Source organism: Salinicoccus halodurans, from assembly GCF_900114445.1.
GTDB classification, from domain to species: domain Bacteria; phylum Bacillota; class Bacilli; order Staphylococcales; family Salinicoccaceae; genus Salinicoccus; species Salinicoccus halodurans.
Genome location: NZ_FOTB01000001.1, coordinates 767,737 through 793,396 on the forward strand (window position 1 = coordinate 767,737; position 25,660 = coordinate 793,396).

Sequence of the window (25,660 nt, forward strand, 5' to 3'; positions counted from 1 at the left end):
GACTGCTTTTTATTAGTTTATCTAGTAACGGTGATCTTCTTTAAGCTGGAGTAATCTCGATTTCAAATCTTCCTCCATCTCTACAAGTTCCTTTTCCGCCACTTGACGCTTCTGCGAACCTTCCTGTTGAATTCTAAGCGTTTCTTCGATTGTTGTAACAAGATTTTCCTGTGTCGTTTTCAATGTTTCAATATCTACGATACCCCGTTCATTTTCCTGCGCCGTACGCAACGAGTTCTGCTTAAGCATTTCCGAGTTTTTAGTAAGCAGTTCATTTGTAGTATTCGTCACTGCACGTTGTGCCTGTGACGCAGATTCCTGACGGAGCAGGGTGAGAGCAATCGCCATCTGATTTTTCCATAACGGAATACTTGTCAAAATCGAACTTTGAATTTTTTCAGCAAGTGTCTGGTTGATGTTCTGGATCATTCTTATCTGTGGTGCAGACTGGAGTGTAATCTGCCTTGAGAGTTTCAGGTCATGAACCCGTTTTTCCAGACGATTGATATACTGCATCATATCGTTGACATCCTGTACATGCATCTGGTTATTTGAAGCATCAGCTTTCTTTTTAAGATCCGGCAGCACCTCATTGTTCAATTCTTCTTTTTTCAATTCAGCAGCTGCGATATAAATATTGATTGCATCAAAATAGTCCTTGTTCTGATCATACAGTTTATCCAGAAGATGCACATCTTTCGTCAGTACTTCTTTGGCATGCTCGAGCTGGATACTGATCCGGTCGACCTGTGAGGCAACACTCTGATGTTTGGAGACGATTTCGTTAACTGATTTCTTAACACGCCTGAAAAGCCGGGAGAAGATATTTTTCTTCTCACTGGATAATTCATCAGGATCAATTTCTTTGAGTTTTTTCATCAGATCTTCCAAAGTGTCTCCAATAGGACCGACATCTTTGGACTGAACTTCATTCAGCATCTGATGTGAAAACTTGGATAGTGCCTGCTGTGCGTTTGAACCGTAATGGATGAGCGCATCATTGTTGAGTGGTTCAATTTTATCTTTGATTTCGTTGATTTTCTTCAGATCATCTTCGTTGAATCGTTCTTTATAAGTCGTCAATGCTTCTGTCGTCTGATTCGGATTCACTTCCGTTCCGCTTTGTGGCTGAAGCTTCACATCTGAATTCGTCTGTTCTTCTTCTCTGGTATTCATCGGCGCAAAAGGATCGCTTAAAAGCTCTTCCTTCAGCTTATTCTCTTCCTTCATTTCCTTCACCTCTGTCTGCTTTTACTGGTTCTTTCTGTTTCTTGTTCAGGTTCACTTTCTGTTTTTCCAGCTTATTGCTTAGTTTCAGTGGACCATCAGCTCGTCTGCGGTTCAGTTTAATGACTTCTTTTTCTACATCCAATGAATGATATGTGCTCCTGTTCATTGCAGAAAGATTGGATTGCATCGTACGTTTCAATTCCAAAAGAGAGATTCTTGTTTCATGCAGTTTTACTTTCTCTTCTTTCGTCTTCCCCGGCATCTTGTAAAGAAACAGATATTGTTCTATCGTATTCACAGCGGAATCAAGGTTGGAGTGGAAGAACTGCTGGACATTGAAAAAAAGTTTAGGATTATCTTCTACAGAACTGTAGATTGTCCTGACAATCCTGTTGATATCATATATAAGTTTCGCATCTTTCAAAGTTCTCACATTTTTATAATTCTTCCTCAGACGTCTGATCTTCTCCCTCGCTTCGGCAAGCTGGGTTTTGACATATTTGTATTCACTCTTAGTGATTCCCATTTTCTCCAATTGCGATTTCATGCTGTAGGATTGTGATGGAAAATATGCGGCAAAAAATCCACCCGCTGCGATCAACATATCGTAGACAAGATGGATATCGAATGCAATCATTGAAGCCAGCCCTGCAACAATGGCAACCGGAATGGAGACCATTGATGCAAACCAGTGGGATATATTATATTTCATGTCGATATTACACCTTCAGTCAGTACTATTTTGTTATAAATTTTTTATAACTGTCATCGAGGTTCAATTGCTTAATGGAGTGGTCATCCACTCTCGAAGAAGGGGAGGCGCCTTCAATCACTCTTTTCGTAAATGCTTCCAGGGCTTCTTCGTTTCCAGTCGCCAATATTTCCACATAGTCCTGAATATTTTCTGCATATCCTGTAATTCCAAGTTCATCAGCTATCATTTTCGTAGAGAATCTGAAGCCGACTCCCTGAACATGACCAATGACAATAATCAACCTAGTTTCCATATTCTGCACCTCTTTATATTACATTATAAGTTTTTTAGCTTGATAATGCTAATTATACGCGTATATAATACATATATTATCAAAAGCGAATGGAGTTTTTAAAATGTTTCATATCGTTATATTAAAAGCCGATTATGAGGGTTGGTGGCTTTTTGAAGACTGGCAGCAGAATATCGTAGAGAGATACACATTCGGTGCCGAAACTGAAATGAGACAACAATATGAAAAATTACTTGATGAGATGAAAAACACCTATCACAGCTTCAAAACAGGCAAGTATGAAATGCATGCTTTTTTCAATGGATGTGAGCTTGAATACTGCGACGACTGTGGGGAAGATATACAGATTTATTATACTCCGATCATGCTGGAAGACGATAAAGTATACATTGTAAAGAATTAAAAAACAATATGAAAACCTTTAAAGATTGGTTTGCAATATTCTGATTCATGGCGTATAATTGGAAGTGCAATAGGCATTAATTATAAAGCTTAGACGTATTATATTTTAATACAATTGTCTTCTCTGAATAATTTGCATATTGAATATCGTCTTTGGAGGATTTAATTAATGAAACAAGGTACAGTAAAATGGTTCAACGCAGAAAAAGGTTTTGGCTTCATCGAAATTGAAGGCGAAAACGACGTATTCGTTCACTTCTCAGCTATCAACCAAGAGGGCTACAAATCCCTTGAAGAAGGTCAATCAGTTGAATTTGAAGTAGTTGAAGGCGACCGCGGCCCACAAGCTGCAAACGTTGTTAAACTCTAATATAAATCATTTAAATGTAAATTGATTTGTATCATCTAAAGCCCCCGGACAAAATGTCCGGGGGCTTTTTCAGTTTATTTTTCAATCAGAAGACATCATTTTCTATGAGTTGGTCCAGGCTTTGTCTTTTAATGACTGTTCTGACACTTTCATCATTCACAAAGACAACTGCCGGTTTTGTCATCTGGTTATAGTTGGAGGCCATGGAATAGTGGTATGCACCTGTCGTTTTAACAGCGAGCAGATCACCACGTTTTAGATTATACGGCACATTCAGTTGTCTGCCGATGATATCTCCTGATTCACATAATTTCCCTACAACATGTGTTTCTATATTTTCAGCACCTGTTTTGTTCACAGGAACTACAGCATACTCAGCACCATAGAGCGGTGTTCTCAAATGATCACTCATTCCGCCGTTGATGGACACATATTTCGAAAGCCCCGGGATTTCCTTGATCACTCCAACTTCATAAATGGTTGTACCCGCTTCCGCTGCGATGGACCTGCCCGGTTCTATCATCACATGCGGCAGTGGCATATTATGAGTCTCTGATAAATTTCTAAGCCGTTCCGTGATGTTTTTAAATGCTTCCTCGATGGGAAAGCGCGTGTCGCTTTCAATATATTTCACACCATAGCCGCCACCCATGTTCAGCACTTCAATGTCTATGGAATACTCAGACAGCCATTTGTATACTGCCTCCAGCGCATTGATGAATGGAGATTCAGCAGAGAGCTGGCTTCCGAGATGATAGTGGATTCCCCTGAAGTTCAAATGACGGCTTTCCCTGATTGCATTGACCGCTTCCAGAGCAGAGCCATTATGTATGGAAAGACCGAACTTACTGTCTTCCTGCCCTGTCTGAATGAATTCATGCGTATCCACATCCACACCAGGGTTGATCCGGAGCAGCACATCAATATTTTCTGTTGCGATACTATCGATCAATTCGACTTCATCAAGTGCATCTACAACGATCAGACCAATCCCTGAAGCAAGCGCGTATTCCACTTCTTCTGTAGTTTTGTTGTTACCGTGAAAATGAATATCTGCTGCGTCGAATCCTGCTTTGAGCGCTGTATAGAGTTCACCCTGGGAAACTACATCAAGCTTCATATTCTCCTCACGGAGCAGCTTCACCATCTGTACAGATGTAAAAGCTTTGGATGCGTACGAAATGGAATAGTCCAACTCTTCCTCTTTTAATACACGATGATATCTTCTGCACTGGCTCCTTATCATATTTTCATCATAGACAAAGAGGGGAGTGCCATATTCTTTTACAATACTGTTGATTCCATGTCCATTTACAGACAGTTCATTATTGATGTATTCCAGAGTCATTTAAAATCACCTTTTTCAACGATTGATAATTCAGAGCGCCTAATTGTTCGGAGTTTGCCCCCACGCCTTTTGCAGTAAATTCATCGATTCTCATTTCATCATTATACAATATCACTTCATCCCCGATGGACACATCATCATCAATTTCAACAATCATGTGACTCATCATGAGGGATTTTATCGGATAGCGTCTGGAGTTGATCAGACAATCGAAGGCAGCCCTTTTTCTTAACACACCATCACCGTATCCGATATCCACTACGGCAATTCTGGAATCGTGTCCTGGTTCATAGGAGCCGCCGTACCCGCATCTCTGATCTGCTTTTATGTTTCTTATTTGTACAATTTCAGCTTTAAGTTCGAGACTTTGCATATAATCAGCTTCAGGCAGGATAGAGTAGGGGCGTGAACCGTAAAGGCTGATGCCGAGCCGTAAATGCGTATGACCATCCAGAAGACCGTCACGTGCGAAGCTTGCACTGTTTTGAGCATGGATAATTTCAAAAGTATGGCCCGCTTCATTCAGCATATTCAACAACTCCTGCCACATTCCGCGTTCAATTCCATATTCATCCATATCCAACTCATCTGCGTAGCCGAAATGTGTCCATATCCCTTTAATATTCATCCGTTTTCCCGCATCCAGAGATTTTTGGTGCTCCAGCACTTCTATCATGGCTGATGCATCTTCGAAGCCTGAACGATTGAAGAGACCTGCAAACTCCAGATGAACATTGACACCACTCAGAGCCTCCTGGTGTTCATAATAATATTCGGGTGAGGGAAGCGTGACATGGAGATCATATTCGTATACCGCTTCAAAGTTACGGACAGGATTCATTATAAAAATCAGTGCGTCCGGCGCATACATTCTTATCCGTTTGGCTTCATCCAACGAAGTAGTGGCGAATGAGTGGATACCCGCTTCTCCAAATGCCTTGACAGCGAACTCAAGCCCATAGTTATAGGCATTGTTCTTAACCACTGCGATAACATTCCTGCCACCTGCAGATTTTTTTGCTGTCTCTATAAATTGTTTCCTGTCGATTGTAAGTATTCCACCCATTTGATGCACTTCCTTTATAAACTGTTTAATATTGCCTCGTAGTAATCCGCAACACTTACAAGCACCGATTCATCAAAGTTGAATGTTGAAGTATGCAGACTGCTGGTGTACCCTTTTTGTGCATTTCTGCTGCCGAAGAATACAAAATACGACGGTGCGAGCTTTTGATAGAAACTGAAGTCCTCCCCGAATAGATACGGTTTGTCTTTATCGATGACATCCAGCTGCAGCTGATTCAACGCATCATCCACTGTGTTCCTCAGTACTTCATCATTTATCACCGGCGGGTACCCTTCATTGAATGTCACCTGTACATCGGCACCAAAAAGTGTTTTCGCAGTTTCTGCCAGTAATCCGAGGCGTGATTTGATCTCTGTCAAATCTTCAGGTACATAAGTTCTGATTGTTCCTTCAAGGTATCCCCGGCTTGCAACCGTATTGATGGCCTCACCCGCATTCAAATTGCCTATGTGAATGATGTTCCTGTTGAGTCCGTCCAGATGGAAATGCTGGAGCTGGGCCACTTGGGCTGTAAGGTGCATCAGCACTTCAATTGCTGAAATACCCTGATGTTTGGATGCTACGTGACTGGACTCACCATTTATATAAAAACGGTATTCAGTGGCACTTGCCGTAATCGGCCCATCTCTTAAAAGAACTCTGCCTTCATCTTCATCAGGCATGAGGTGTACGCCGAACACAGCTTCAATTTCTTGTTTTGGTGCCCAGGCGTTGAGCAGCTGATTGGCACCCGCTGCCGTTTCCTCGGAAGGCTGGAATATGAGCACGACATTATGACCAAGCTGATTTCTTTCACTGAGTGACAAACAGCGCTTCGCGAACAGCATCAATGCAGTTGTATGTCCGTCGTGGCCGCACGCATGCATTTTGTTGTCTGTACTGCTGCGGAATTCAATATTGTTCTCCTCATGGATGGGGAGAGCATCAATATCCGCCCTGAATGCGATTGTCCTGTCTGAATTTCCGTCCAGATATGCAACGACCCCTGTATCCAGGGGGCGTTCATAGGAAATATCCAGTTCATCTAGGAAGCTGACGATGTATTCCGTCGTCTGTACTTCTTCCATGCTTGTTTCAGGTATCTGATGCAGTTTCCTTCTGTGAGTCATCGCAAAATCCAGGTCAGTCATTTAATTTCCTCAGCGCTGATACGATTTCACGCTTGGAGCTCTCCACGTCTGATGATTGTTTTATCACTTTGGCCGGCGTACCTGCGACTACAGCACCCTCGGGCACATCGTCAGTAACAATCGCTCCCGCAGCTACGATGGCACCCGCACCGACTCTGACACCTTCCAGAATAACAGCATTTGCTCCGATCAGCACATCATCTTCAATCACTACCGGGGACGCACTCGGCGGCTCAATGACGCCTGCAAGGACGGCGCCTGCCCCGACATGGACATTCTTGCCTGTGACTGCACGTCCGCCGAGGGAAGCATTCATATCAATCATTGTACCTTCACCGACGATTGCACCGATGTTGATTGTCGCACCCATCATTACTACCGCACCGTCTTCAATCACTGCATTTTCACGAATAAACGCCCCCGGCTCAATACGGGCATTTGTCGCGGAAAGATCTTTTAATGGAATTGCCGAGTTTCTTCTGTCCATCTCAATCTCTATATCTTCAATGATGTCTTCGTTCTGATCCTGGAAAACTTTCCAGTCGGCATAGTCTCCGAAAATCGTTTTGGAGTTGTCACTGCCGAATACTTTCAGAGCATCCGGGAAAGTAACACCTTCAAAATTACCGTTGACGTATACTTTAACCGGCGTCACCTTGTGTGCATTACTAATATATTGAATGATTTCTTCTGCTGTAAAATTTTCCATTGTTTTATCTCTCCTCGAATAAGTTGTTATAATCATAAAATCCTGTTTGACGTTTTACAAGTTCATTTGCCGCTTTCAATGCACCATTCGCAAAAATCTCCTTGGACTGGGCCTGGTGTCTGATTTCAATCACTTCGTCGTCTTTTGCAAAAATTACATCATGCGTCCCGACAATGGATCCACCCCTGATTGCACTCACACCGATTTCTTCAGGTTTTCTCTTTTCATGAAGATTGGACCTGTCATATACCGGATAGCTGTCCTCTCTGTGATCGAGTGCAGTATCCAGAAGTTTCACGAGAGTGCCGCTCGGTGCGTCCACTTTTTTGTTGTGGTGGCGCTCAATCATCTCAAGGTCGAAATCATCCAGCATGGATAATGCCTTTTTCAGCACTTCATTTAGGACATGGACGCCGTAGCTCATATTTGCACTGAAGAACACCGGTATATCTGCACTCTTCTCTTCAAGCTTTTCAATAATCGTTTCCTTTTCGCCTGTTGTGGCAATGACGAGTGGTGTCTTCACTTCATTTTCAAGCAGCGGCAGGATGAGCTCCGGATGTGAGAAATCAATCGCCACATCGGCATCAGCTGCATCAATCGACCGGAATGCAGGGTAGGGGAGATCTCCGGTATCATCCCTTAGAATGACACCTGCTATTTCATGCCCCTCTTCTTCAGCAAGTCTTGCTGTAATTTTATTCATCGTGCCATAACCTATCAGAAGTATCCTCATACGAGGGAACCCTCCCTGAACTGCCTGAAGGTGTTCAGAACATCTTCGAGCGTTTCATCTTCAAGCGGAATCAGAGGCAGTCTCAGTTCATTGTTTCCAAAACCAAGCGCACTGGTCATCGCTTTGACCGGAATCGGATTTACATCCACTTGGACCGCTTCGATCATCGGCAGCACACGGTTGAATTTATCCTGTGCGGACGGATCATTATTCTGGATCCTTTCATACACATCCTGCAATTCACCGGGTATGATATTTCCAACTACTGAAATCAGCCCTTTGCCGCCCAGTTTGACGAAATCATGCATGTTGTCATCATTGCCGCTGTAGAGGACGAAGTTCTGGCCGTCTGTAAGTTTGAGTACTTCTTCTGTATATCCAAGATCGCCTACAGCATCTTTAAGTGCGACGATATTTTTATGCCCGCTCAGTTCCCGTACTGTCCCGGGTTCGATTGTCATACCTGTTCTTCCCGGCACATTGTAAAGGACTGCCGGCAGACCTGTGCTGTCAGCAATGGCAGTGAAGTGTCGCACAAGACCACGCTGATTACTTTTGTTGTAGTAGGGGGTGATGAGCATAAGTGCATCCGCACCTACACCTTCAGCATATTTTGATAATTCTATGGAAGCACTTGTCGAATTCGTCCCTGTACCTGCGATCACAGGGATACGCCCGTTTACCGTTTCAACGCCGACACGCAGCATTTCACGCATTTCTTCCGGTCTTAAAGTAGGGGATTCGCCTGTTGTTCCATTGATGATGAGTGACTGTGCATTATTATCGATCAAATACTCAATATGGTTTCTGAATGCTTCATAATCAATTACATCATTTCTGAACGGCGTGGTCATTGCAACTCCAATACCTTCGAAAATTGTAGTATTCATAATGAATTACTCCCTTTCCATCATTTTTTTGAGAATTTGAACTGAGTTCTGTGCTGCACCTTTTAATATGTTATCTGCCGCGCACCATACATGGAAAGTATTTTCCATTGAATTGTCTTTCCTGATGCGTCCTACGAAAACTTCAGGTTTTCCTGTTGCTTCAAGAGGAGTAGGATATTCGTTATTTTCAGGGTCATCGACCAGCTTGATATGAGGGATATTTTTAAATGCATTCCGCACTTCTTCCTCAGTCGCATCCTTTTCCAGAGTTACATTGATCTGCACACTGTGTGAATTCGATACTGGTACTCTGACACATGTTGCGGACACCGGCAGTTCTGGAAGGTCCAGGATCTTCTGTGTTTCATCTATCATCTTCTGTTCTTCCTTTGTATAGCCGTTTTCAAGGAATACATCGATGTGAGGCAGAACATTATCATGGATTGGGTGAGGGTAGGTTGTCGGTGCGTTCCCTCTGGCACCTTCCTCGAGATCTCTGAGGCCGCCTGAGCCGGAACCGGACACTGCCTGATAGGTTGTGTAATTCACACGTTTCAGTCCAAATTCATCAGCGAGCGGTTTCAGTGCTACTACTGACTGTATTGTTGAACAGTTCGGATTGGCGATGATTTTTCTATCCAGTTTCGGTTCATTGATTTCAGGAACGACCAGATCGATACCTTCATGCATCCTCCACTGACTGGAGTTATCGATGACGATTGAACCATTCTCTTCAAATAAAGGTGCGAACTGTTTGCTTGTGGAACCGCCGGCACTCATCACCACATAATCGAATTTCTGTTTCGGTGTTTCTTCAGTCAGTTCCTCTACTGTATGTTCTTTGCCCATCACCTGCAGCTTCTTTCCTGCAGAACGTGCTGAAGAGAGCAGCGTGATTTCATCCGCCTGAATATCATATTGTTCAAACATCTCGATCATTTTAGTTCCAACAACGCCTGTTGCGCCTACGATTGCTACTTTTACCATTAACATTCTCCTCCTGATTTATAGGTCAAATGCAGCAGCAAGTGATTCCACCGCATGTTTACCGTGAATTTTATCAACAACATATGAAATGCTGATTTCTGAAGTCGTTGTCTGATAGAACTTTATTCCTGATCCATTAAGCGCCATGAACGCTTTGGATGCGACACCCGACATATCCCTCATACCAGAACCGATGATTGAAACTTTGGCAAAGTCCTTTTCCCGTGTCAGGAACATGTCGGAATGAGTCATCTGTATTTCGGCAAATATCTGATCCAGTTTCCCTGCCTCAGTACCCTTTATCGTAAAAGACAGCTGGAATCCTTCATTGCCTGCAACCTGTGAAATCATATCCACGTTGATTGCTTCTTCTTCAAATCTTTTGAACAGGTCAAAAATCAGTGTTGAATCCACATGGGGTTCAAAGATTGTTGCAAGGATGATATCTTCATCCAAAGCGGCACCTGTCACTGCTTTTCTTTCAAGAACTTCTGTTTCCTGCATAATCCATGTTCCTTTCTCATCGGATAATGTTTTGCCGAGATAGATGGGGATGGAATGATTTTTGGCAATCTCTATGCTCCGTGTTTCTATGACCCCGGCACCCAATGCGCTCATTTCCATCATCTCATCATAGGAAATGCCGTAGATCCGTTTTGCGTCCTTATAGACCCGCGGATCGGTTGCATAGATGCCATCTACATCCGTATAGATTTCGCATGGCATATCACAGCTTGCTGCAATTGCAACTGCAGTGGTATCCGAGCCGCCGCGTCCGAGTGTTGTGATTTCATTCTGATCGTTCACACCCTGAAAGCCTGCAACGACTAAAATATCATTTTCTTCGAGTGCATCCAGGAGACAGGCTTTGTCGATGTCGGCAATCCTGCTTTTCATGTGTCCGCCAAATGTTTTGATACCTGCCTGGAAACCCGTCATCGCCTTTGTTCTTACCCCGAGATCCTCCAATACTATCGAAAGATAGGAAATCGTCTGCTGCTCTCCTGTTGTAACAAGGAGAGCAATATGATCATCCTTCGGGGCGGGGGAGAGACGGCTTACATTTGAAAGAAGGGCATCCGTTGTCCCTCCCATGGCGCTGACGACAACAATCAGCTTCTCGCCTAAAATCGTCCTGTCCTTCAAGGACTCTGCAATTTCTTTAATCTTTTCAAAATCTCCGACTGAAGTACCGCCGAATTTTAAAACGCTGTTTTCCATATGTCCTCCTGTGGATAGAAGGCACTCACTTAATAAAAAAACAAGCCTGGCGGAATGCCAGACTTGTTCTAAATTTATCTACAAGTGATGCACTCCATTATTCAAAAAATAATGACAAACCCGTAGCTCTTAACCACCAGATCCAACAGAGTCCTGCTGCAACAGAAAACTATTTCGGCATCGCACCCTTTCACACGCTCCAGTTCGCAGACTGTTACAAGCGGCTACTCATGATTGATGCGCCTCATCCATATTCGCTATTTAATTATAAATGTCATTATACATTCAACAAATGGTTCTGTAAACCTCATTTGTTGAAATTTTATATAAAAGTCTAAAAACTTAGTTTCTTATAAGTCCTTTATCCCGCAGGTACTCTTCATAGGTGGACTCTTTGACAGTTGCACCGGAATCTTTCAATTCGAGTACTTTATTGGCAATCGTGTTGATGAATTCAAAATCATAGGAAGTGAAGATGATGGAGCCCTTGAAATTCTTAAGTCCATCGTTGACTGCTGTGATACTCTCAAGATCAAGGTGGTTCGTCGGCTCATCAAGCATGATGACATTCGCCTGTGAGAGCATCATACGGGAAAGCATTGCACGCATTTTTTCTCCACCTGAAAGGACGCTTGCCTTTTTCTTTGCTTCCTCACCGCTGAACAGCATTCTTCCCAGGAATCCTCTGAGGAATGTTTCCGTCTGCTCTTCAGGCGGCGCATATTGACGCAGCCAGTCGACAAGGTCGGTATTGACGCCTTCGAAAAATCTGGAGTTATCTTTTGGCATATAACTCTGTGATGTCGTGACACCCCATCTCACTTCGCCTTCATCCGGAGTGATTTCACCGGCAAGGATGCGGAGGAGAGTAGTGCGGGCAGTTTCACTGTTGCCGATCAGCACTGTTTTATCATAAGGGTCCAGTGTGAAGCTCACATTGTCCAGCACTTTTTCTCCATCGATTGTGTGTGTAAGCCCTTTGACATAGAGCAGATCATTACCGATTTCACGCTCGGGCGTGAACTTGACGAATGGGTATTTCCTGGATGAAGGTTTGATATCATCGAGTTCGATTTTATCGAGCATCTTCTTACGGCTCGTTGCCTGTTTGGATTTCGAGGCGTTGGCGCTGAAACGTGCGACAAAATCTTTAAGTTCCTTGATTTTTTCTTCCTTCTTTTTGTTCTGTTCCTGAGCCATGGATTGCGCCAGCTGGCTGGACTGGTACCAAAAATCATAGTTGCCGACGTAAAGCTGGATTTTTCCAAAGTCAAGGTCAGCAATATGTGTACATACATTATTCAGGAAGTGTCTGTCGTGGGATACTACAATGACAGTATTGTCAAAATCGATGAGGAAATCTTCCAGCCATTGGATTGCTTCAATATCAAGGCCGTTGGTAGGCTCATCCAGCAGGAGAACATCAGGGTTGCCGAACAGGCTCTGTGCAAGCAGGACTTTAACCTTCTGGTTATTTTCTAGTTCAGACATATTTTTATCAATGAGTTCCGGACCGATGCCCAGGCCGTGGAGCAGACCTTCAGCATCCGCTTCTGCAGTCCATCCGCCCATTTCTCCGAATTCACCTTCGAGTTCTGCTGCACGGATGCCGTCTTCATCAGAAAAATCAGGTTTCATATAGATTTCATTCTTCTCTTTCATGATTTCCCAGAGCTTTGTGTAGCCCATCAGCACAACATCGAGTACACGCTGGTCTTCATAACCAAAATGATCCTGTTTCAGTACAGCAAGACGCTCGTCTTTCCCCATGCTGACATTTCCTGTCTGAGCATCCATTTCTCCGGATAAAATTTTAAGGAAAGTCGATTTCCCGGCACCATTGGCACCTATCAGACCATAGCAATTCCCCGGAGTGAATTTAATATTTACATCTTCAAACAACTTGCGGTCACCAAATCTGAGACTCACATCAGTAACCTGTAGCATAGGCATTCTCCTTTAATATATTCTTAAGCGATGATACCACATTTATGGTACCATTGAAATATAATTCGAGGAGGCTTGTTACCTATGGATACTGATTTGCGACGATTTAAGGACATAATGGGAGATGGTCGCCGCATCGTGTTCTTTACAGGTGCCGGTGTATCTGTAAAAAGTGGCATCCCTGACTTCAGGAGCATGGGCGGGCTGTTCGATGAAATTTCAAAAGAGGGCCATTCACCCGAGTACCTGCTCAGTGCCGATCACTTGAATGACAATCCCGAAAGCTTTATAGATTTTTATAGAAAACGGCTTTTGCTGGCAGACAAAGCACCGAATATCGTGCACGAATATATAGCTTCGATGGAACATGAAGGACGATCCTCCGGTGTCATCACACAGAACATCGACGGACTCCATTCTGATGCAGGCAGTAACAATGTGGACGAGCTGCACGGCACTTTGAACCGATTCTACTGCACACTCTGCAGGCGGCAGTTCACTAAAGAAACGGTAATGAAAAACGACCTCAAACATTGCAGCTGCGGCGGTGTACTGAGACCGGACATTGTACTTTACGGTGAAATGCTGGATGAACAGACCATATTTTCTGCGATTGATAAAATATCAAATGCAGATGTACTTGTCGTTCTTGGCTCGTCACTTGTAGTCAATCCGGCAGCCGCCATGACAGACTATTTCAATGGAGAACATTTCATTATTATTAATAAAGACCCGACACCGTTCGATCGGGATGCAACGCTCGTATTTAACAGGGACATGACAGAAATCATAGAAACCATCCAACAATAAGGAGAAATCAAATGGAAAATATTTCAGGTACAGTACAATTTTTAGAAGTGATAAAAAAAGAAGGATCGACCTATCATCTGAAGACAGAAGGGGATTCGTACATCCGCATGAATGCCTCAACATCGGAAGAAGAATATGAAATCGGTGAAGAAGTCAGTGCTTTCATCTATCCGAACCGCAGCGGAGAGCTTTTCGCCGCACCCATCGTGCCGCCGGTCGGCATCGATAAATACGGTTTTGCCACAGTGTCCGAAGTTAATAGGGATGGAGCTTACATCGATATCGGCGCACCACGGGAAATACTCGTGCCATGGGTCGATCTTCCCAAACTGAAAACTGTCTGGCCGAAAGAGGGGGATAAGATCTACCTTAAACTGAGGGCAGAAAGCGATAATCAGTTATATGGAAGACTGGTCACAGAAAATGAAGTCGCAGAACGTTTTACTCCGCTTAAGAAAGAAGATTTTGCAGAACTGAAAAACAAGTGGATGGAAGGCCGTCCGTACAGGCTTCTGAAAGTAGGTACATTCCTCCTTACAGAAGATGGCAAGAAAGTATTCGTACATGAATCAGAACGCGAAGAAGAACCCCGTATGGGTGAACTGAAGAAATTCAGAGTCATCGGCATCAATGATCAGGGGGAAATCAATGGTTCCTTCCTCAAACAGGCATACAAGAAAATGGATGCAGACAGTGAGAGAATTTTGGAATATATCACGAAAAACGGCGGTTCTATGCCGCTGAATGATAAAAGCGATCCGGAAGATATCAAAGAAGCATTCAACATGTCAAAAGGATCATTCAAACGTGCACTCGGCCGTTTGATGAAAGAAGGTAAAATAGAACAGACGAAGACAGAAACGATTGCAAAAGAACAATAGTTCCTTAGAACATGCGAGGTGCGAACAATCGATTTTGTAAATAAAATACCAATGAAATTTCTGAACATCACCATATTCTCATTAAGCATCATCGTATTCTCATTAAGTATTATTCTCATTAAGTATACTGATCCTGTTTTCAGGTATTCAAAGCCAGATTTTCAACTGGATATTAACATTATCACTGCTCATTATAGCATCGGCCGGTATATGTAAATTGTTCAAGGAAAAGCGTGAAGATAAAAACAAGCTGTAATGAATTCAATTCATTACAGCTTGTTTTCTTATTCTTCTATTTCATCGGTCAGCTTTTCCAGTTGGTCTACAAGTTCACCAATGTAATCGATTGTTTCCTGAAGTGGCTTTTCTGTTGTAATATCAACATCCGCCATCTGAGCAAGTTCAACCGGAGACTTTGTTCCGCCTGCCTTTAATACTTTGAGCCAGTCATCTACTGCCGGCTGGCCTTCGTTCAGTACACGCTTGCTCATTGAAGTCGCAATCGTAAGTCCTGCAGAGTACGTATATGGATAAAGTCCCATATAGTAGTGCGGTTGTCTCATCCATGTGAGTTCTGCGCCTTCTGTAATTTCTATGTCCTCACCCCAGAATTCTTCTATGACCTCACGTTTCAGCTGATTCAGATCATTTGCAGATACACTTTCATGGTTATCCACTTTTTTGTAGACTTCACGCTGATAGGCGGCTTCCAGCAGGTGCGTCACACAATTATGATAGTACGTTCTGGAAATGATGGAACTGATCACCCAACGCTTGAATTTAGGATCATTGGAGTTTTCAAGCAGATGATTGGCCATCAGCATTTCATTCATTGTGCTTGGGGCTTCGACGAAGTACATTGAGCTGTTTGCGTCAAAAACAGTTTGTTCACGGTTGGCATTGTAGAAGTGTCCGGCATGCCCGAGTTCATGGGCAAGGACAAACACTTCTGTCATGAGCGAAGTCCAAGTAATCAGAATGAAGGGATGGGATCCATAAGGGCTGGAGCAGAATGCGCCTGTGGATTTCCCTTTATTCTTGACGAAATCGATCCAACGCTCGTCATAGGCACGGTTGACCATTTCAAGGTAATCGTCACCCATGACACCGAGCGCATCATTGATGTATTTACGTGAATCTTCAATGCTTATTTCCGGTTCTGATTCAGGGTCCAACGACATTTTCAAGTCTTCATATTTCATTGTATCAAGGCCGTGCACACGTTTTAACAGTTTGGCATACCGTCTCATATGCGGAGATAGATCACTCATTATCATATCGATCTGACGGTGGTACAGTTCCTGATCGACTTTCTGGTCATGCAACAGATAGTCGATGACAGAGTCGAAACCTCTTAAATCTGCAGTCGTTTTTTCCTTCTTCAGATGCAGATCATAAGTGCCGGCAGTTGTATGTTGATATTCACGAAGCTTGTCACTGAATGCGCGGAATGCATTCCGTCTCATTTCAGTATTTTCATGTCCTTCAAGATCTCCCTCAAACGACAGATAGGAGAGGGGGATCTCTACACCATTCGCTTCGAAGGTGCCAAAATCAATATCAAGCAACTTCGTCTTGTTGTAAAGTTCGTATGGTCCATCAAATACGGCGGAGTAGGAGGCAAGGACCTTCTCAACTTTTGGGTCCAGCTGGTATGGTTTCTGTCTTAAAAGATCATCGATGAAGACATTCAGATCCGGCTGTTTTGTTTTGATTTCTTCCAATGCTGATTCATCCAGTGCCAGAAGTTCACTTTTGACAAAACTCGTTTCGCTGCCGAAATATGTAGCGACATTGGAAGATGCTGTGCTTAATTTCTGTGCATTTGCATCACTCTGGTCTGAAGATAGACTCAGGCCGGCGTATGTTCCGATGGGTATAAAGTCTTCAACAAGAGCTTTCAGCTCTTTGAGAGCCGCCGCAGAAGTATCTGAATCCGTCAATTTGCCTGCATATTTTGATGAGAAAGACTGGACACTTGGTTTGAAAGCTTCTACAGCACTGTAGAATGCATCATCTGACTCGAAAAGATCCGACAGATCCCAAGTATACTTTTCTTCAACCTGACTTCTTGTTTTAAGTTCTTCCATTAAGATAACACTCCTTTAAATTTCGGAAATCGAAGTAATGATTCAATTATACATGAGAATTCAAAAAATTGAAATAATCACATTATAACAGCAGTTAATAATATGTTTCGATAATCACAATAACGAGTATAGAACATACAAGTGAGGTGAAAAAATATGATTCAGGATGTAAGTTTCTACGTTATCAGTGTTTTGGCAGTACTATTACTCAGTGCATTGGTGCCATTGGCATTAAAGAAATACTTTATCATACCCATATTGACTTTGGCGGTAATGCTGCTGGCTGCATTTGTCATACCGAACTTCATAGACACCACAAACTGGGAATCGCTGGCCGGTTACGCGGTTTTTCTTGGAATTTTGTCTTTATTGGTCAGTATATTGATGTGGTTCTATTTAAGAGGCCGCAAAAAGAAGAAAGAGCTTTCTAAACAGAATGATCCATCGTATGAAACGAATGAGGATGAAAAGCTTGTAAAACGTGGTAACAGAAAAAGATAGAACAGCTGCTGAACAGACAGCTGTTTTTTTATTGACATAATCGGATGAGTATTCAGACAGTATGATGGTATGAGCCATAATCATCAAAAAGCAACATGGACTGAATTCCGCAGAATCGGCAGATAAATTCCCTGAGAACGGATCATATATTGACGAAGGGTCAGCTATAAGTACATACTATTATCAATTTGAGTTTATAGACAGGCTGAAATACCGTTAAAAGACACAGGGAGCGTAAGTGCAGGGCCCCTCTCTTTTTAATATATATAACTTCCTATAATATATATTATGTAAACTTTATAATGAAAAATAATAGACACTTCCAATAAGTCCCAAAATCATTAAAAATAGCTGGTCCGGATATTATCTATCCAAACCAGCTTCATCAGTTATATTTATTCCATTTCTTTTGATTCATTTACAACTTTATATACAGTCGCCCTTGATACGTCCGCCATTTCCGCGATTTTACTTCCTGTATATTGCTGCGTTTCATACAATGATTTGATCATCGCTTTCTTATCTTCGCTGATTCCAGGTCTTCCGCCGTTTCTGCCGCGTGCTCTTGCTGATTCCAGACCTTTCTTTGTCCGTTCACTCATCAGATTCGCTTCAAGTTCTGCGAATGCCGACATCATCGTAAAAAACATCTTTCCCATCGGATCTTTCGTTGTGACGTTCATATTAATGATTTCCAAATCCATTCCGCGTTTTTCTAGCTCTGTAGATAATTCTATCAGCTGTTTTGTCGTTCTTCCTAGCCGATCCAGCTTTGTAATGACCAGTGTGTCACCATCTCTCATGTATTCCAGGCAATTCTCAAGTTCTGTTCTGTCCGTCTTCTTCCCACTCACCTTTTCTGAGAAAATTTTGATGCATCCTGCTTCTTTCAGCATATCCAGCTGGCTTGTCAGGTTCTGATGTCTTGTACTTACTCTTGCATAGCCTATTTTACTCATTTTTCCATCACTTCCATATAATGTATTTAAAAGGTTATAAGTTCATTATAAACCGACTGTGAATAAAAGACAACAAAAAACACAACATTTTATGTAATTTATTCAATATTTGTTAACTTATTGTTTTTGTATGTAAAACCCTCGTTAAATAGACTCATAAATTCTTGTCTTTCAGCGTTATATCTTTCCAGTTATAGATATGAAGAATTATCAGAATTAATATTTTTCATTTTTATTCTTGACTTGGTACTTCACGCACTTTAATCTTGGAAACTGGTTTGTTTTTTGAAATGGATTATGTAATTGATATACTGTGTATTTCAAGCAGACATTTTAAAGTGATATATAGTAGTAAGAAAACTTCAGTAACTTCAATAGTATCTCTTTTATCATCATATACATCCCTGCCTTTTTCAAATAGCAACTATATACTTAGAGAAAGAAGAGATAACTTGAATCATCCAAAGGAAAAGAATAATTCTATCGACTGGTCTGTGTTTATCATCAGCGGTGGCACACTGCTGTTATTTGTAATAGCCGGCATACTCAATCAGGACTTGGTGACACGTCTTGTCAATCAACTTTTCACTCTCTCTGCAACCTATTTCGGCGGTGTCTATCAGATTATCATGCTGGTGACCTTCATAATGGCCTTAGTTTTGGCATTTTCTAAATACGGCAAAATTCGGCTTGGTAAAATGGACCGTCCCGAAATAGGTAATTTCAGATGGATTTCCGTCATCATGTGTACTTTACTAGCAGGCGGCGGTGTATTCTGGGCTGCTGCCGAACCACTCAGTCATTTTATGGAAGTTCCGCCCTACTTTGAAGGAATCTCAGGCGGCACATCTGAGGCTGTGGTTCCGGCACTCGCATCAAGTTTTGTAGATTGGGGATTCCTTGCCTGGGCTGTACTCGGAACACTTGGCACCATCGTTTTAATGTACGCTCACTATCATAGAAATGCTCCATTGAAACCGAGATCACTGCTTTATCCCCTCCTTGGTGATAGAATTTCACAAAAAAGTGTACTCGGTACGCTTATTGATTCATTTTCAATCATCGCTGTAGCAGCGGGAACCATCGGGCCAATCGGCTTTCTTGGTCTACAGGCGGCATATGCTTTCAATCAGCTACTCGGCCTGCCAAACACATTTTTAGTACAGGCGATTATCATTACGGTTGTTGTAATCATAGCTGCCATATCAGCATTGACAGGTGTATACAAAGGAATTCAGATATTAAGCACCTACAATGTCATCCTCTCGGTCTTTCTGGTAACAGCCATATTGATTGTCGGGCCGGCGCTTTTCATATTCGACAATTACATCGAATCATTTGGTGTGTATATCCAAAATTTCTTCACTATGAGCACGTTCCGAAGCGATGATGTCTGGTTAAGTGCCTGGACGGTATTTTTCTTTGCATGGTTCCTCGGATACGCACCGATGATGGGCATTCTCGTCGCACGTATATCAAGAGGACGTACTATACGCGAACTTGTCATTGCCGTAGCAATTATTTCACCCGTTGTAACCACTTTCTGGTTTACTGTAATCGGCGGAACAGGCATCTTCCAAGAGATTGCCAACCCGGGAGTTATCTCTTCTGCGCTTGACAGCAATGGCCCGCCTGCAGCAATGATCGCCACTACAGAACAATTGCCGCTGGGCTTCATCCTCGGTTTACTATTCATGATCGCTACTGTTGTATTTGTACTGACTACGACTGATTCGATGGCTCTGGCCATTTCGATGGCTATCACTGGTGGTGGCAACCCATCTGGAATCATGCGTGTCTTTTGGGCGCTGCTAATGGGGGCGGTGGCAATATTACTGCTGACTATTGGTGAAGATAGTATCAGTTCATTGCAATCCTTTATCGTCGTGACTGCAGTACCAGTCGCACTTTTGATGGTGACGACATTCTGGACTGCACCCAAAGTCTGCAGAGATCTGGCAAATGAACAATTTAAATCTACTCCAGAGCATACTAATAAAACACTTTCTGACTCCGAATGACATAAAATCGGAGTCGTATTATCATTTATTTTATAAATGATAATATTATGAATAAAGCCCGAATATTGGACGGTTGTATTAACTGTACAATATTCGGGCTTTTCTTTAATTAATATCTATCTTTTTTGAACTGTCTATATTATTATTCAATTTCCTGTCGGGTTATTCTTTAACTCATCAATATATTCTTTTCCTTCGAGCAATGAAAGCCCCAAAGCTTCTCTTGCCTTTTTAATCGCTTTTATATCTTTACCCTCTTTAATAAGTTTGCGCAACTCATTATTTATTGGGTTTTCAGGCATATCCGATTGTTTAGCCAATTGGTCTAAAGTACGCTTCATAGTCTTTATGCGTTTTTCCAAATCATTTACCTTAAGGTATAAAGCCAATATTATAAATGCCATTACCAAACCTACACTCAGGAGTGTGTATCCCATTGTATCTGTCCCCTTCATTAATGTTTATGTATCTGACGATCATATGGAAATTTATCGCTTTATTTTTAATATCCAGATACTATCATATTATTAACTGAAGAAAACAGTTCTGTCATCCGTCCCAGAACTGTTTTCTAAAATATCATATACGATTCAATTTTATATCTTATTCATTTTTTCCGCTATTTTGTGTACCGGCTTATTGAACACCTTGTAAAATGTTCCCGGGAGTTCTTCGATAAACGTATTGTAGCCCTTCTTGAACTTATATACACCGTAATCTTTGGAGTCTTCGGTGAAATCACCCGTGAGTCCGAAGAAATTGAATCTTGGCAGTCCCATCTCTTTTGCCTTCCTGATCATTTCCCACGTTGTGAAATTGGTGCCCATGAACATTGAATGCTCAGGATAGCTGCCGCTGAACAGATACACCATCTCATGATTGTTGTAGTAGTACATTGCAGCGGATAATTCTATTGTATTGCCGTACTCTTTCTGTACTTCTTCTATTTTGGCGATTCTTTTTCGTTTATTCGCCACCAGATCTTTTGTTTCGTTCAGCCGCCCTTTCATCCGTTTCGTTCCCTGACCGCTTTCAAGTTTTTCTTCCATTCCGATCTTGTCGGCTTCAAGGGATCCGAGCTCCTTATTGAGCCGTTCGAGGTATACATCTATTTCAATATAGCTAAGAGTGAGGTATGTTTTGTCCTTCAGTGTTTTGAGAAGGTTTTTAATCTTCTGGCTGCTCACCGGATCAAAACCGATGCGCTCTTCCGTATCTTTATATATATCTATGAACTTATCATACTCATCTTCGTCCAGATACCTGAGTTTCAGATCCATCTGTTCGACTGCCCGGGTGTTATACCGTGTTTTTGAATCCATGTTCTTGACCAGTTCATCTTCACTCTTCGTTATATCCAAAATTGCCTGATGTCTGAGCAGTTCTTCAGTGACAAGCTGTTTTGTGAACCCCTGATGTGTGTACCCCAGTCTGGTATAGATATCGACTATTCCGGGATTGTTCTTTTCACTGTGCAGGACTTCCCCTTCGCCGTTCCTCACTTGGTATATATGGTACGGGGAGTGTATGAGCTTGAGTGCATGGTTTTTCTTTACATATGCATCTATTTCTCCGAGGAAGAATTCCAGACGTTCATTGTTGAAGCCTTTTATGAGTGGTCCCGTATGTGATGTGAATAATCTGTATCTCTTGAGCACTGGTGTCGCACTCAACATGGAGACACCGATCAGCACATCATCCTCATAAAGTCCGAGAAGATGAACTTCCTGGATTTTGGATATATAATCATAATAAAGAGTATCATGCAGGTAATGGGAGTAACCATCATAGCTTTCCATGAATGTTTTGAAAGTACTCTCCTGGATTGGTGATGTACGCATGTTTACGACAAACCCTTCTTGAATTTTACTTTTTCATTTGCTGCAGTTTGCTTTTAACTTTGTAGATATTGTATTGGATCGGACTGATCACTTTCACGAAGTCACCGACAAGTTCTTCGATTTCAGCATTGAATCCGCGTTTAAAACGGTACACACCGTAGTCTTCGCCGTCTTCTGAGAAATCTCCGCTGACACCGTAAAAATTGTATCGGTCTATCCCTTTTTCCATGCAGTATTTCATCATTTCATAATGCATCATATAGGGGCCGACAAATTGGGCATATTCAGAGGAACTCGCTCCTGAATTGTAGACCATTTCATATGGCGTCTCAAAATAAATACCGGCAGCAAGATTGATGATGCTGCCCTCTTTCTTCTGAATCTCACTCGCAGTCTCCCGGTCTGTTTCCAACTTTTCGATTTGTTTTTCTGCTTCAGCTATTTTATTCATAGTCTTGTCATTCTTATTGTCCTTCTGCATCATCTGACTGTGTTTCCTTTTCAGATCATCCAGCTGGTCCTGCAGGTTCTGGACATATTCATCAAGTTCCAGATAGGCAAGTGGAATGAGGACCTTGTCCCCGTAGGTCTTTTTAAAATTGGAGAAATACTCTTTTGGATTTGGGTGTGTAAAGAATCCCTGTCTTTCACTTGTATCTTTGTACAGATCCATGAAGATATCAATTTCATCCACATCGAGGAAACGGATTTTGACACCGAACTTCTGCGCTTTTTTAATATTGCGCTTCCTTTGAGAATCGAATGATTTGACGAGCGTATTCTCATTGAATCCATTCAGATTCAGCACACTCATCCAGCGTGCCTGTGAAGTTCTGGAGTAACCGCGTGTGAAGCCCTGGTGCACATACCCTTCATCCTCCATGATTTTTATGAGGGTATCCTGAGCTTCATAATCTTCTGTCTCATTGACATCTTTATCATATTTTTTATAGATCCAGTTCGGGTCCAGTTTAACGTAGAGACCATTGTTCGCCTTCAGATACCTGCTCAGTTCCTGCAGGTAGAATCTGACGAGACCGTGGTTATGGTAGTCAAGCACAGGGCCCCGGTTCGAGTAGTAGAACTTCTTGCCGACGCCCGTTTGCTTAAGTGTGAACAGGCAAGCCGCGACAACAATGCCGTCATTGTCCTTTACACCAAGGAGGCGGACCTCCTGACCGTCCAGTTCTCTGTTCGCTTTATTTTCAACCATTTGAAAAAAGGCGGATTCCTCCCCTTTTTCAATGTAATTCTTATATTCTTCCTCAGTCAGTTCCGTAAACTTCATTTTTTATCCTACCTTCCTATGAACGTGCGCAGTTTTGCAAAACCTTTATATGCAGCATATGCCGGTCCGTTTACCGGTTTGATGAAATCCCCGACATACTCGAGCACTTTGGCATTGAAGCCTTTCTTAAACTGTATTACACCGTAATCTTCCGCCTGTGGTGTAAATTCACCGCTGATTCCGTAGAAATTATATATATCAATGTCATGATCCAGCGCATAGTTGATCATATGCCACTGAATCAGATAGCTTCCTGCAAAATGTCTGAATTCATTCGCACTGCCGCCGGCAAGGTAAACCACTTCATGCGGTGTAATGAAGTAATAAGAGCTCGCCACAGGCAGTTCCCTGTCGTGGGTGCTTAAGAGAGCTTCGCCTTCGGCAAGCTTGTCTTCAATATTATTAAGCTGCTCACTTAGATTTTTAATCTTGTTTTCAGCTTTTTTATTGGACGGATCCTTTTCCAGGCCCTTTTTGGCTTTATCGATATTTTTGATTAGCTGGTCGCGGTCTTTGCGCGTTGAATCATTATATTCCTCAAGGTCTACATAGACGAGCGGAATCAGTACATTATCGCCGAAATGCTTTTTACGGCTGATGTAGTACTCATCATCACGATCTATGAACGACTTCATTTCGGAAGTGTCCTTCATGAATTTCCTGAACACGTCGATTTCATCAAGTTCCAGATAGCGCAGGTGAAGCCCGTTTTTCTGCGCTTTTTTAATATTACGCTTTCTCAGACTGTCCATATCATCAAGCAGCGTTTTCGGATCCTTGTCTCTGAGGTCCAGCACGGAATGCCATCTGATCTGGACGATTGGATCAAAACCTTTGGTAAAGCCTGTATGACTCCATCCAAGCGCCCTGAAATAGTCAAATATATAACGATTGCCCATATCCTTTATTATTTCCCCGTCATGGGTCCGCTCTTTGATCACTTCATAGGGATCGACTCTTGTGTACATCACTTTTTTAGGTTTTAAAAACTGTTCCAATCCTTCGAAAAAAGCATCAAAAACGCGTTTGTCACTGTAATCCATCACGGGACCACGGTTTGTATAAGCATACTTGAATACTTTCATCACAGGGGTTAATGTAACTAAACCTGCCGCCCTTATTTCCCCATCATCTTTTACGCCGACAAGATATGTTTCCACACCTGAATCTTTTTTCAGATTGTAATTGTCGAGTGTCTGGGTAAAGTGGCTGAAATGAGTCCGTGTGAACTGGTCGAACTCCTGTGGCGTTAACTCTGTAAATTGCATAATGGCACTCCTGTCACCTATTTTTGATACCTAGATTATATTATCAGATTTGTTCTGCCTTCTCCATCGTTTCCCTAATGGATATTTTCAAATTCGTTTATTTGGACGAATTAATTCAAATCCGCTTATTTAAACGAATTTATGTATAACCTAATTTATAGTCGTCTGTATTATAACATTAAGGAGGTTTTGTACACATGATTTCATCTTTGATCATCGATATCTCGGGCAGCTCTGACGCAGACAAAGAAGTTTTAGACGATCTCAGAAGAATGGAGACGGAAATAAAGACCTGGGTTGCGGATGATGACTTCTCTCATGTAAACCATCGGATGGGCGATGAACTTTTCGCATTATCCTCTGTTCCGTATAATACCCTTTTCATTGCGATCTATGCCAAGCTGCTGTGGTATCATAGTGATTTTCCACTCAAATGCAGCTATCATACTGCGGATATAGAACCACCGGACGGGAATCCGGAGCAATGGAGCCACCGGACAGTCAAGGATACACGGGAAGCGCTCGAAGCTATCAAAAAATCATCAATACAGGATTTCGCATCACCGGGGATGCCGGATGAAATCGTCATACCTCTCATGTACCTCACTGATATCCTGAGCGGCATGACGCCGCTTCAGCAAGAAGTCGCTTCACTGAGACTCTCCGGCATGCCGCAGAAGGATATTGCCTGCATACTTGATAAAAATGAGTCCACGGTATCCGCCCATTACAGCAAATCCCGCGGCAGACAGCTCGGCATCATCATCACGTTCCTTGCGGCCCGTTATGGATCACGCACCGAAGCACTGAGCGGGCATTTCAAGGAATCAGTGGAACGGAGGTTCAAATCATGAAAGTAGCACTCACCGTCCTCTCAGTCCTCAATATGTATCGAGCGGCTGGCTGATCAAGCGGCTGCTCGGCAGACTCTCAGGCA

25 protein-coding genes and 1 riboswitch are annotated in these 25,660 nt (G+C 42.5%); of the genes, 7 read left to right on the top strand and 18 right to left on the bottom strand.

Translation table 11 applies throughout. The annotated features are described in order from the left end of the window. Positions 1-21 precede the first annotated feature (21 nt). From BM271_RS03915 to BM271_RS03925, 3 genes are read right to left on the bottom strand one after another with little or no spacing between them, the layout of a single operon-like run. Positions 22-1,230 carry a toxic anion resistance protein gene (locus BM271_RS03915; RefSeq protein WP_046790315.1) on the bottom strand — a complete coding sequence of 403 codons (1,209 nt, stop codon included), beginning with the start codon at positions 1,228-1,230 and terminating at the stop codon, positions 22-24. After that, on the bottom strand, positions 1,214-1,942 hold the full coding sequence (locus tag BM271_RS03920; protein WP_046790316.1) for a 5-bromo-4-chloroindolyl phosphate hydrolysis family protein: 729 nt from the start codon (positions 1,940-1,942) through the stop codon (positions 1,214-1,216). Before BM271_RS03920 ends, BM271_RS03915 begins: the two co-directional genes overlap by 17 nt. A 25-nt stretch (positions 1,943-1,967) precedes the next feature. Beyond that, positions 1,968-2,237: an acylphosphatase gene (locus BM271_RS03925; RefSeq protein WP_046790317.1), complete on the bottom strand. Its 270-nt coding sequence runs from the start codon at positions 2,235-2,237 to the stop codon at positions 1,968-1,970. A gap of 103 nt (positions 2,238-2,340) precedes the next feature. Between BM271_RS03925 and BM271_RS03930 the strand changes: the two genes are divergently transcribed. Next, entirely contained in the window at positions 2,341-2,640 is a 300-nt protein-coding gene (locus BM271_RS03930) for a DUF1033 family protein (protein WP_046790318.1), read from the top strand. 168 nt (positions 2,641-2,808) lie between these two features. Beyond that, on the top strand, positions 2,809-3,009 hold the full coding sequence (cspA, locus tag BM271_RS03935; protein ID WP_017548994.1) for a cold shock protein CspA: 201 nt from the start codon (positions 2,809-2,811) through the stop codon (positions 3,007-3,009). Positions 3,010-3,094: 85 nt separating this feature from the next. Here cspA and lysA read toward each other — a convergent pair whose 3' ends face one another. From lysA to BM271_RS03980, 9 genes are all read right to left on the bottom strand, one after another. Next, positions 3,095-4,357, bottom strand: coding sequence for a diaminopimelate decarboxylase (lysA, locus tag BM271_RS03940; RefSeq protein ID WP_046790319.1), 1,263 nt, complete (start codon positions 4,355-4,357; stop codon positions 3,095-3,097). Further along, positions 4,335-5,423 carry an alanine racemase gene (locus tag BM271_RS03945; protein ID WP_046790320.1) on the bottom strand — a complete coding sequence of 363 codons (1,089 nt, stop codon included), beginning with the start codon at positions 5,421-5,423 and terminating at the stop codon, positions 4,335-4,337. Before BM271_RS03945 ends, lysA begins: the two co-directional genes overlap by 23 nt. A gap of 14 nt (positions 5,424-5,437) precedes the next feature. Continuing rightward, on the bottom strand, positions 5,438-6,574 hold the full coding sequence (locus BM271_RS03950; protein WP_046790321.1) for a M20 metallopeptidase family protein: 1,137 nt from the start codon (positions 6,572-6,574) through the stop codon (positions 5,438-5,440). Then, positions 6,567-7,283, bottom strand: coding sequence for a 2,3,4,5-tetrahydropyridine-2,6-dicarboxylate N-acetyltransferase (gene dapD, locus BM271_RS03955; RefSeq protein WP_046790322.1), 717 nt, complete (start codon positions 7,281-7,283; stop codon positions 6,567-6,569). Before dapD ends, BM271_RS03950 begins: the two co-directional genes overlap by 8 nt. A gap of 4 nt (positions 7,284-7,287) precedes the next feature. Beyond that, positions 7,288-8,019 (bottom strand): 4-hydroxy-tetrahydrodipicolinate reductase, encoded by a 732-nt coding sequence (gene dapB, locus BM271_RS03960; protein ID WP_046790323.1) that lies wholly within the window; start codon positions 8,017-8,019, stop codon positions 7,288-7,290. Then, the gene (dapA, locus tag BM271_RS03965; RefSeq protein WP_046790324.1) at positions 8,016-8,909 is read right to left on the bottom strand and encodes a 4-hydroxy-tetrahydrodipicolinate synthase; all 894 of its coding nucleotides are present in this window, start codon (positions 8,907-8,909) and stop codon (positions 8,016-8,018) included. Before dapA ends, dapB begins: the two co-directional genes overlap by 4 nt. A 6-nt stretch (positions 8,910-8,915) precedes the next feature. After that, positions 8,916-9,896 carry an aspartate-semialdehyde dehydrogenase gene (locus tag BM271_RS03970; RefSeq protein WP_046790325.1) on the bottom strand — a complete coding sequence of 327 codons (981 nt, stop codon included), beginning with the start codon at positions 9,894-9,896 and terminating at the stop codon, positions 8,916-8,918. A gap of 18 nt (positions 9,897-9,914) precedes the next feature. Next, positions 9,915-11,117, bottom strand: a complete 1,203-nt coding sequence (locus BM271_RS03975; RefSeq protein ID WP_046790326.1) for an aspartate kinase — start codon at positions 11,115-11,117, stop codon at positions 9,915-9,917. 79 nt (positions 11,118-11,196) lie between these two features. Continuing rightward, a riboswitch (Lysine riboswitch) is annotated at positions 11,197-11,373 on the bottom strand. 86 nt (positions 11,374-11,459) lie between these two features. Beyond that, entirely contained in the window at positions 11,460-13,064 is a 1,605-nt protein-coding gene (locus tag BM271_RS03980; RefSeq protein ID WP_046790327.1) for an ABC-F family ATP-binding cassette domain-containing protein, read from the bottom strand. Between the two features lie 84 nt (positions 13,065-13,148). Here BM271_RS03980 and BM271_RS03985 point away from each other — a divergent pair, with 84 nt between their 5' ends. Together BM271_RS03985 and BM271_RS03990 are read left to right on the top strand one after the other, a co-directional pair. Continuing rightward, on the top strand, positions 13,149-13,874 hold the full coding sequence (locus BM271_RS03985) for an NAD-dependent protein deacylase (RefSeq protein ID WP_046790328.1): 726 nt from the start codon (positions 13,149-13,151) through the stop codon (positions 13,872-13,874). 11 nt (positions 13,875-13,885) lie between these two features. Next, positions 13,886-14,755 (top strand): CvfB family protein, encoded by an 870-nt coding sequence (locus BM271_RS03990; RefSeq protein WP_046790329.1) that lies wholly within the window; start codon positions 13,886-13,888, stop codon positions 14,753-14,755. A gap of 284 nt (positions 14,756-15,039) precedes the next feature. Here the strand turns inward: BM271_RS03990 and pepF are convergent, their stop codons facing one another. Further along, on the bottom strand, positions 15,040-16,845 hold the full coding sequence (pepF, locus tag BM271_RS03995) for an oligoendopeptidase F (RefSeq protein ID WP_046790330.1): 1,806 nt from the start codon (positions 16,843-16,845) through the stop codon (positions 15,040-15,042). Positions 16,846-17,001: 156 nt separating this feature from the next. On the opposite strand from pepF, the gene BM271_RS04000 reads away from it, so the two are divergent. Then, the gene (locus BM271_RS04000; protein ID WP_046790331.1) at positions 17,002-17,346 is read left to right on the top strand and encodes a hypothetical protein; all 345 of its coding nucleotides are present in this window, start codon (positions 17,002-17,004) and stop codon (positions 17,344-17,346) included. Positions 17,347-17,741: 395 nt separating this feature from the next. Here the strand turns inward: BM271_RS04000 and BM271_RS04005 are convergent, their stop codons facing one another. Further along, positions 17,742-18,305, bottom strand: a complete 564-nt coding sequence (locus BM271_RS04005; protein WP_046790332.1) for a recombinase family protein — start codon at positions 18,303-18,305, stop codon at positions 17,742-17,744. A 452-nt stretch (positions 18,306-18,757) separates the two neighbouring features. Between BM271_RS04005 and BM271_RS04010 the strand changes: the two genes are divergently transcribed. Then, positions 18,758-20,326, top strand: a complete 1,569-nt coding sequence (locus tag BM271_RS04010) for a BCCT family transporter (protein ID WP_046790333.1) — start codon at positions 18,758-18,760, stop codon at positions 20,324-20,326. 146 nt (positions 20,327-20,472) lie between these two features. On the opposite strand, the gene BM271_RS04015 is transcribed toward BM271_RS04010, so the two are convergent. The 4 genes from BM271_RS04015 to BM271_RS04030 form a co-directional block, all read right to left on the bottom strand. Further along, complete coding sequence (locus tag BM271_RS04015; RefSeq protein ID WP_046790334.1) at positions 20,473-20,763, bottom strand: hypothetical protein; 291 nt, start codon at positions 20,761-20,763, stop codon at positions 20,473-20,475. A gap of 159 nt (positions 20,764-20,922) precedes the next feature. Beyond that, positions 20,923-22,167 (bottom strand): peptidoglycan bridge formation glycyltransferase FemA/FemB family protein, encoded by a 1,245-nt coding sequence (locus tag BM271_RS04020; RefSeq protein ID WP_046790335.1) that lies wholly within the window; start codon positions 22,165-22,167, stop codon positions 20,923-20,925. Positions 22,168-22,192: 25 nt separating this feature from the next. Further along, the gene (locus BM271_RS04025; protein ID WP_046790336.1) at positions 22,193-23,455 is read right to left on the bottom strand and encodes an aminoacyltransferase; all 1,263 of its coding nucleotides are present in this window, start codon (positions 23,453-23,455) and stop codon (positions 22,193-22,195) included. Positions 23,456-23,463: 8 nt separating this feature from the next. Then, a complete protein-coding gene (locus BM271_RS04030; RefSeq protein WP_046790337.1) occupies positions 23,464-24,723 on the bottom strand; it encodes an aminoacyltransferase in 1,260 nt (419 codons plus the stop codon). A gap of 197 nt (positions 24,724-24,920) precedes the next feature. Here BM271_RS04030 and BM271_RS04035 point away from each other — a divergent pair, with 197 nt between their 5' ends. Then, entirely contained in the window at positions 24,921-25,577 is a 657-nt protein-coding gene (locus BM271_RS04035) for a sigma factor-like helix-turn-helix DNA-binding protein (RefSeq protein ID WP_046790338.1), read from the top strand. The last annotated feature ends 83 nt before the right edge of the window (positions 25,578-25,660 follow it).

Coding starts and splice junctions, on each gene's coding strand:
- BM271_RS04035 (WP_046790338.1), top strand. CDS start 24,921: ATGATTTCATCTTTGATCATCGATATCTCGGGCAGCTCTGACGCAGAC.
- BM271_RS04015 (WP_046790334.1), bottom strand. CDS start 20,763: ATGGGATACACACTCCTGAGTGTAGGTTTGGTAATGGCATTTATAATA.
- BM271_RS04020 (WP_046790335.1), bottom strand. CDS start 22,167: ATGCGTACATCACCAATCCAGGAGAGTACTTTCAAAACATTCATGGAA.
- BM271_RS03985 (WP_046790328.1), top strand. CDS start 13,149: ATGGATACTGATTTGCGACGATTTAAGGACATAATGGGAGATGGTCGC.
- pepF (WP_046790330.1), bottom strand. CDS start 16,845: ATGGAAGAACTTAAAACAAGAAGTCAGGTTGAAGAAAAGTATACTTGG.
- BM271_RS03970 (WP_046790325.1), bottom strand. CDS start 9,896: ATGGTAAAAGTAGCAATCGTAGGCGCAACAGGCGTTGTTGGAACTAAA.
- dapA (WP_046790324.1), bottom strand. CDS start 8,909: ATGAATACTACAATTTTCGAAGGTATTGGAGTTGCAATGACCACGCCG.
- BM271_RS03930 (WP_046790318.1), top strand. CDS start 2,341: ATGTTTCATATCGTTATATTAAAAGCCGATTATGAGGGTTGGTGGCTT.
- BM271_RS04005 (WP_046790332.1), bottom strand. CDS start 18,305: ATGAGTAAAATAGGCTATGCAAGAGTAAGTACAAGACATCAGAACCTG.
- BM271_RS03980 (WP_046790327.1), bottom strand. CDS start 13,064: ATGCTACAGGTTACTGATGTGAGTCTCAGATTTGGTGACCGCAAGTTG.
- BM271_RS03945 (WP_046790320.1), bottom strand. CDS start 5,423: ATGGGTGGAATACTTACAATCGACAGGAAACAATTTATAGAGACAGCA.
- BM271_RS04030 (WP_046790337.1), bottom strand. CDS start 24,723: ATGCAATTTACAGAGTTAACGCCACAGGAGTTCGACCAGTTCACACGG.
- BM271_RS04025 (WP_046790336.1), bottom strand. CDS start 23,455: ATGAAGTTTACGGAACTGACTGAGGAAGAATATAAGAATTACATTGAA.
- BM271_RS03975 (WP_046790326.1), bottom strand. CDS start 11,117: ATGGAAAACAGCGTTTTAAAATTCGGCGGTACTTCAGTCGGAGATTTT.
- dapB (WP_046790323.1), bottom strand. CDS start 8,019: ATGAGGATACTTCTGATAGGTTATGGCACGATGAATAAAATTACAGCA.
- BM271_RS03950 (WP_046790321.1), bottom strand. CDS start 6,574: ATGACTGACCTGGATTTTGCGATGACTCACAGAAGGAAACTGCATCAG.
- BM271_RS03920 (WP_046790316.1), bottom strand. CDS start 1,942: ATGAAATATAATATATCCCACTGGTTTGCATCAATGGTCTCCATTCCG.
- BM271_RS03925 (WP_046790317.1), bottom strand. CDS start 2,237: ATGGAAACTAGGTTGATTATTGTCATTGGTCATGTTCAGGGAGTCGGC.
- dapD (WP_046790322.1), bottom strand. CDS start 7,283: ATGGAAAATTTTACAGCAGAAGAAATCATTCAATATATTAGTAATGCA.
- BM271_RS03990 (WP_046790329.1), top strand. CDS start 13,886: ATGGAAAATATTTCAGGTACAGTACAATTTTTAGAAGTGATAAAAAAA.
- lysA (WP_046790319.1), bottom strand. CDS start 4,357: ATGACTCTGGAATACATCAATAATGAACTGTCTGTAAATGGACATGGA.
- cspA (WP_017548994.1), top strand. CDS start 2,809: ATGAAACAAGGTACAGTAAAATGGTTCAACGCAGAAAAAGGTTTTGGC.
- BM271_RS04000 (WP_046790331.1), top strand. CDS start 17,002: ATGATTCAGGATGTAAGTTTCTACGTTATCAGTGTTTTGGCAGTACTA.
- BM271_RS03915 (WP_046790315.1), bottom strand. CDS start 1,230: ATGAAGGAAGAGAATAAGCTGAAGGAAGAGCTTTTAAGCGATCCTTTT.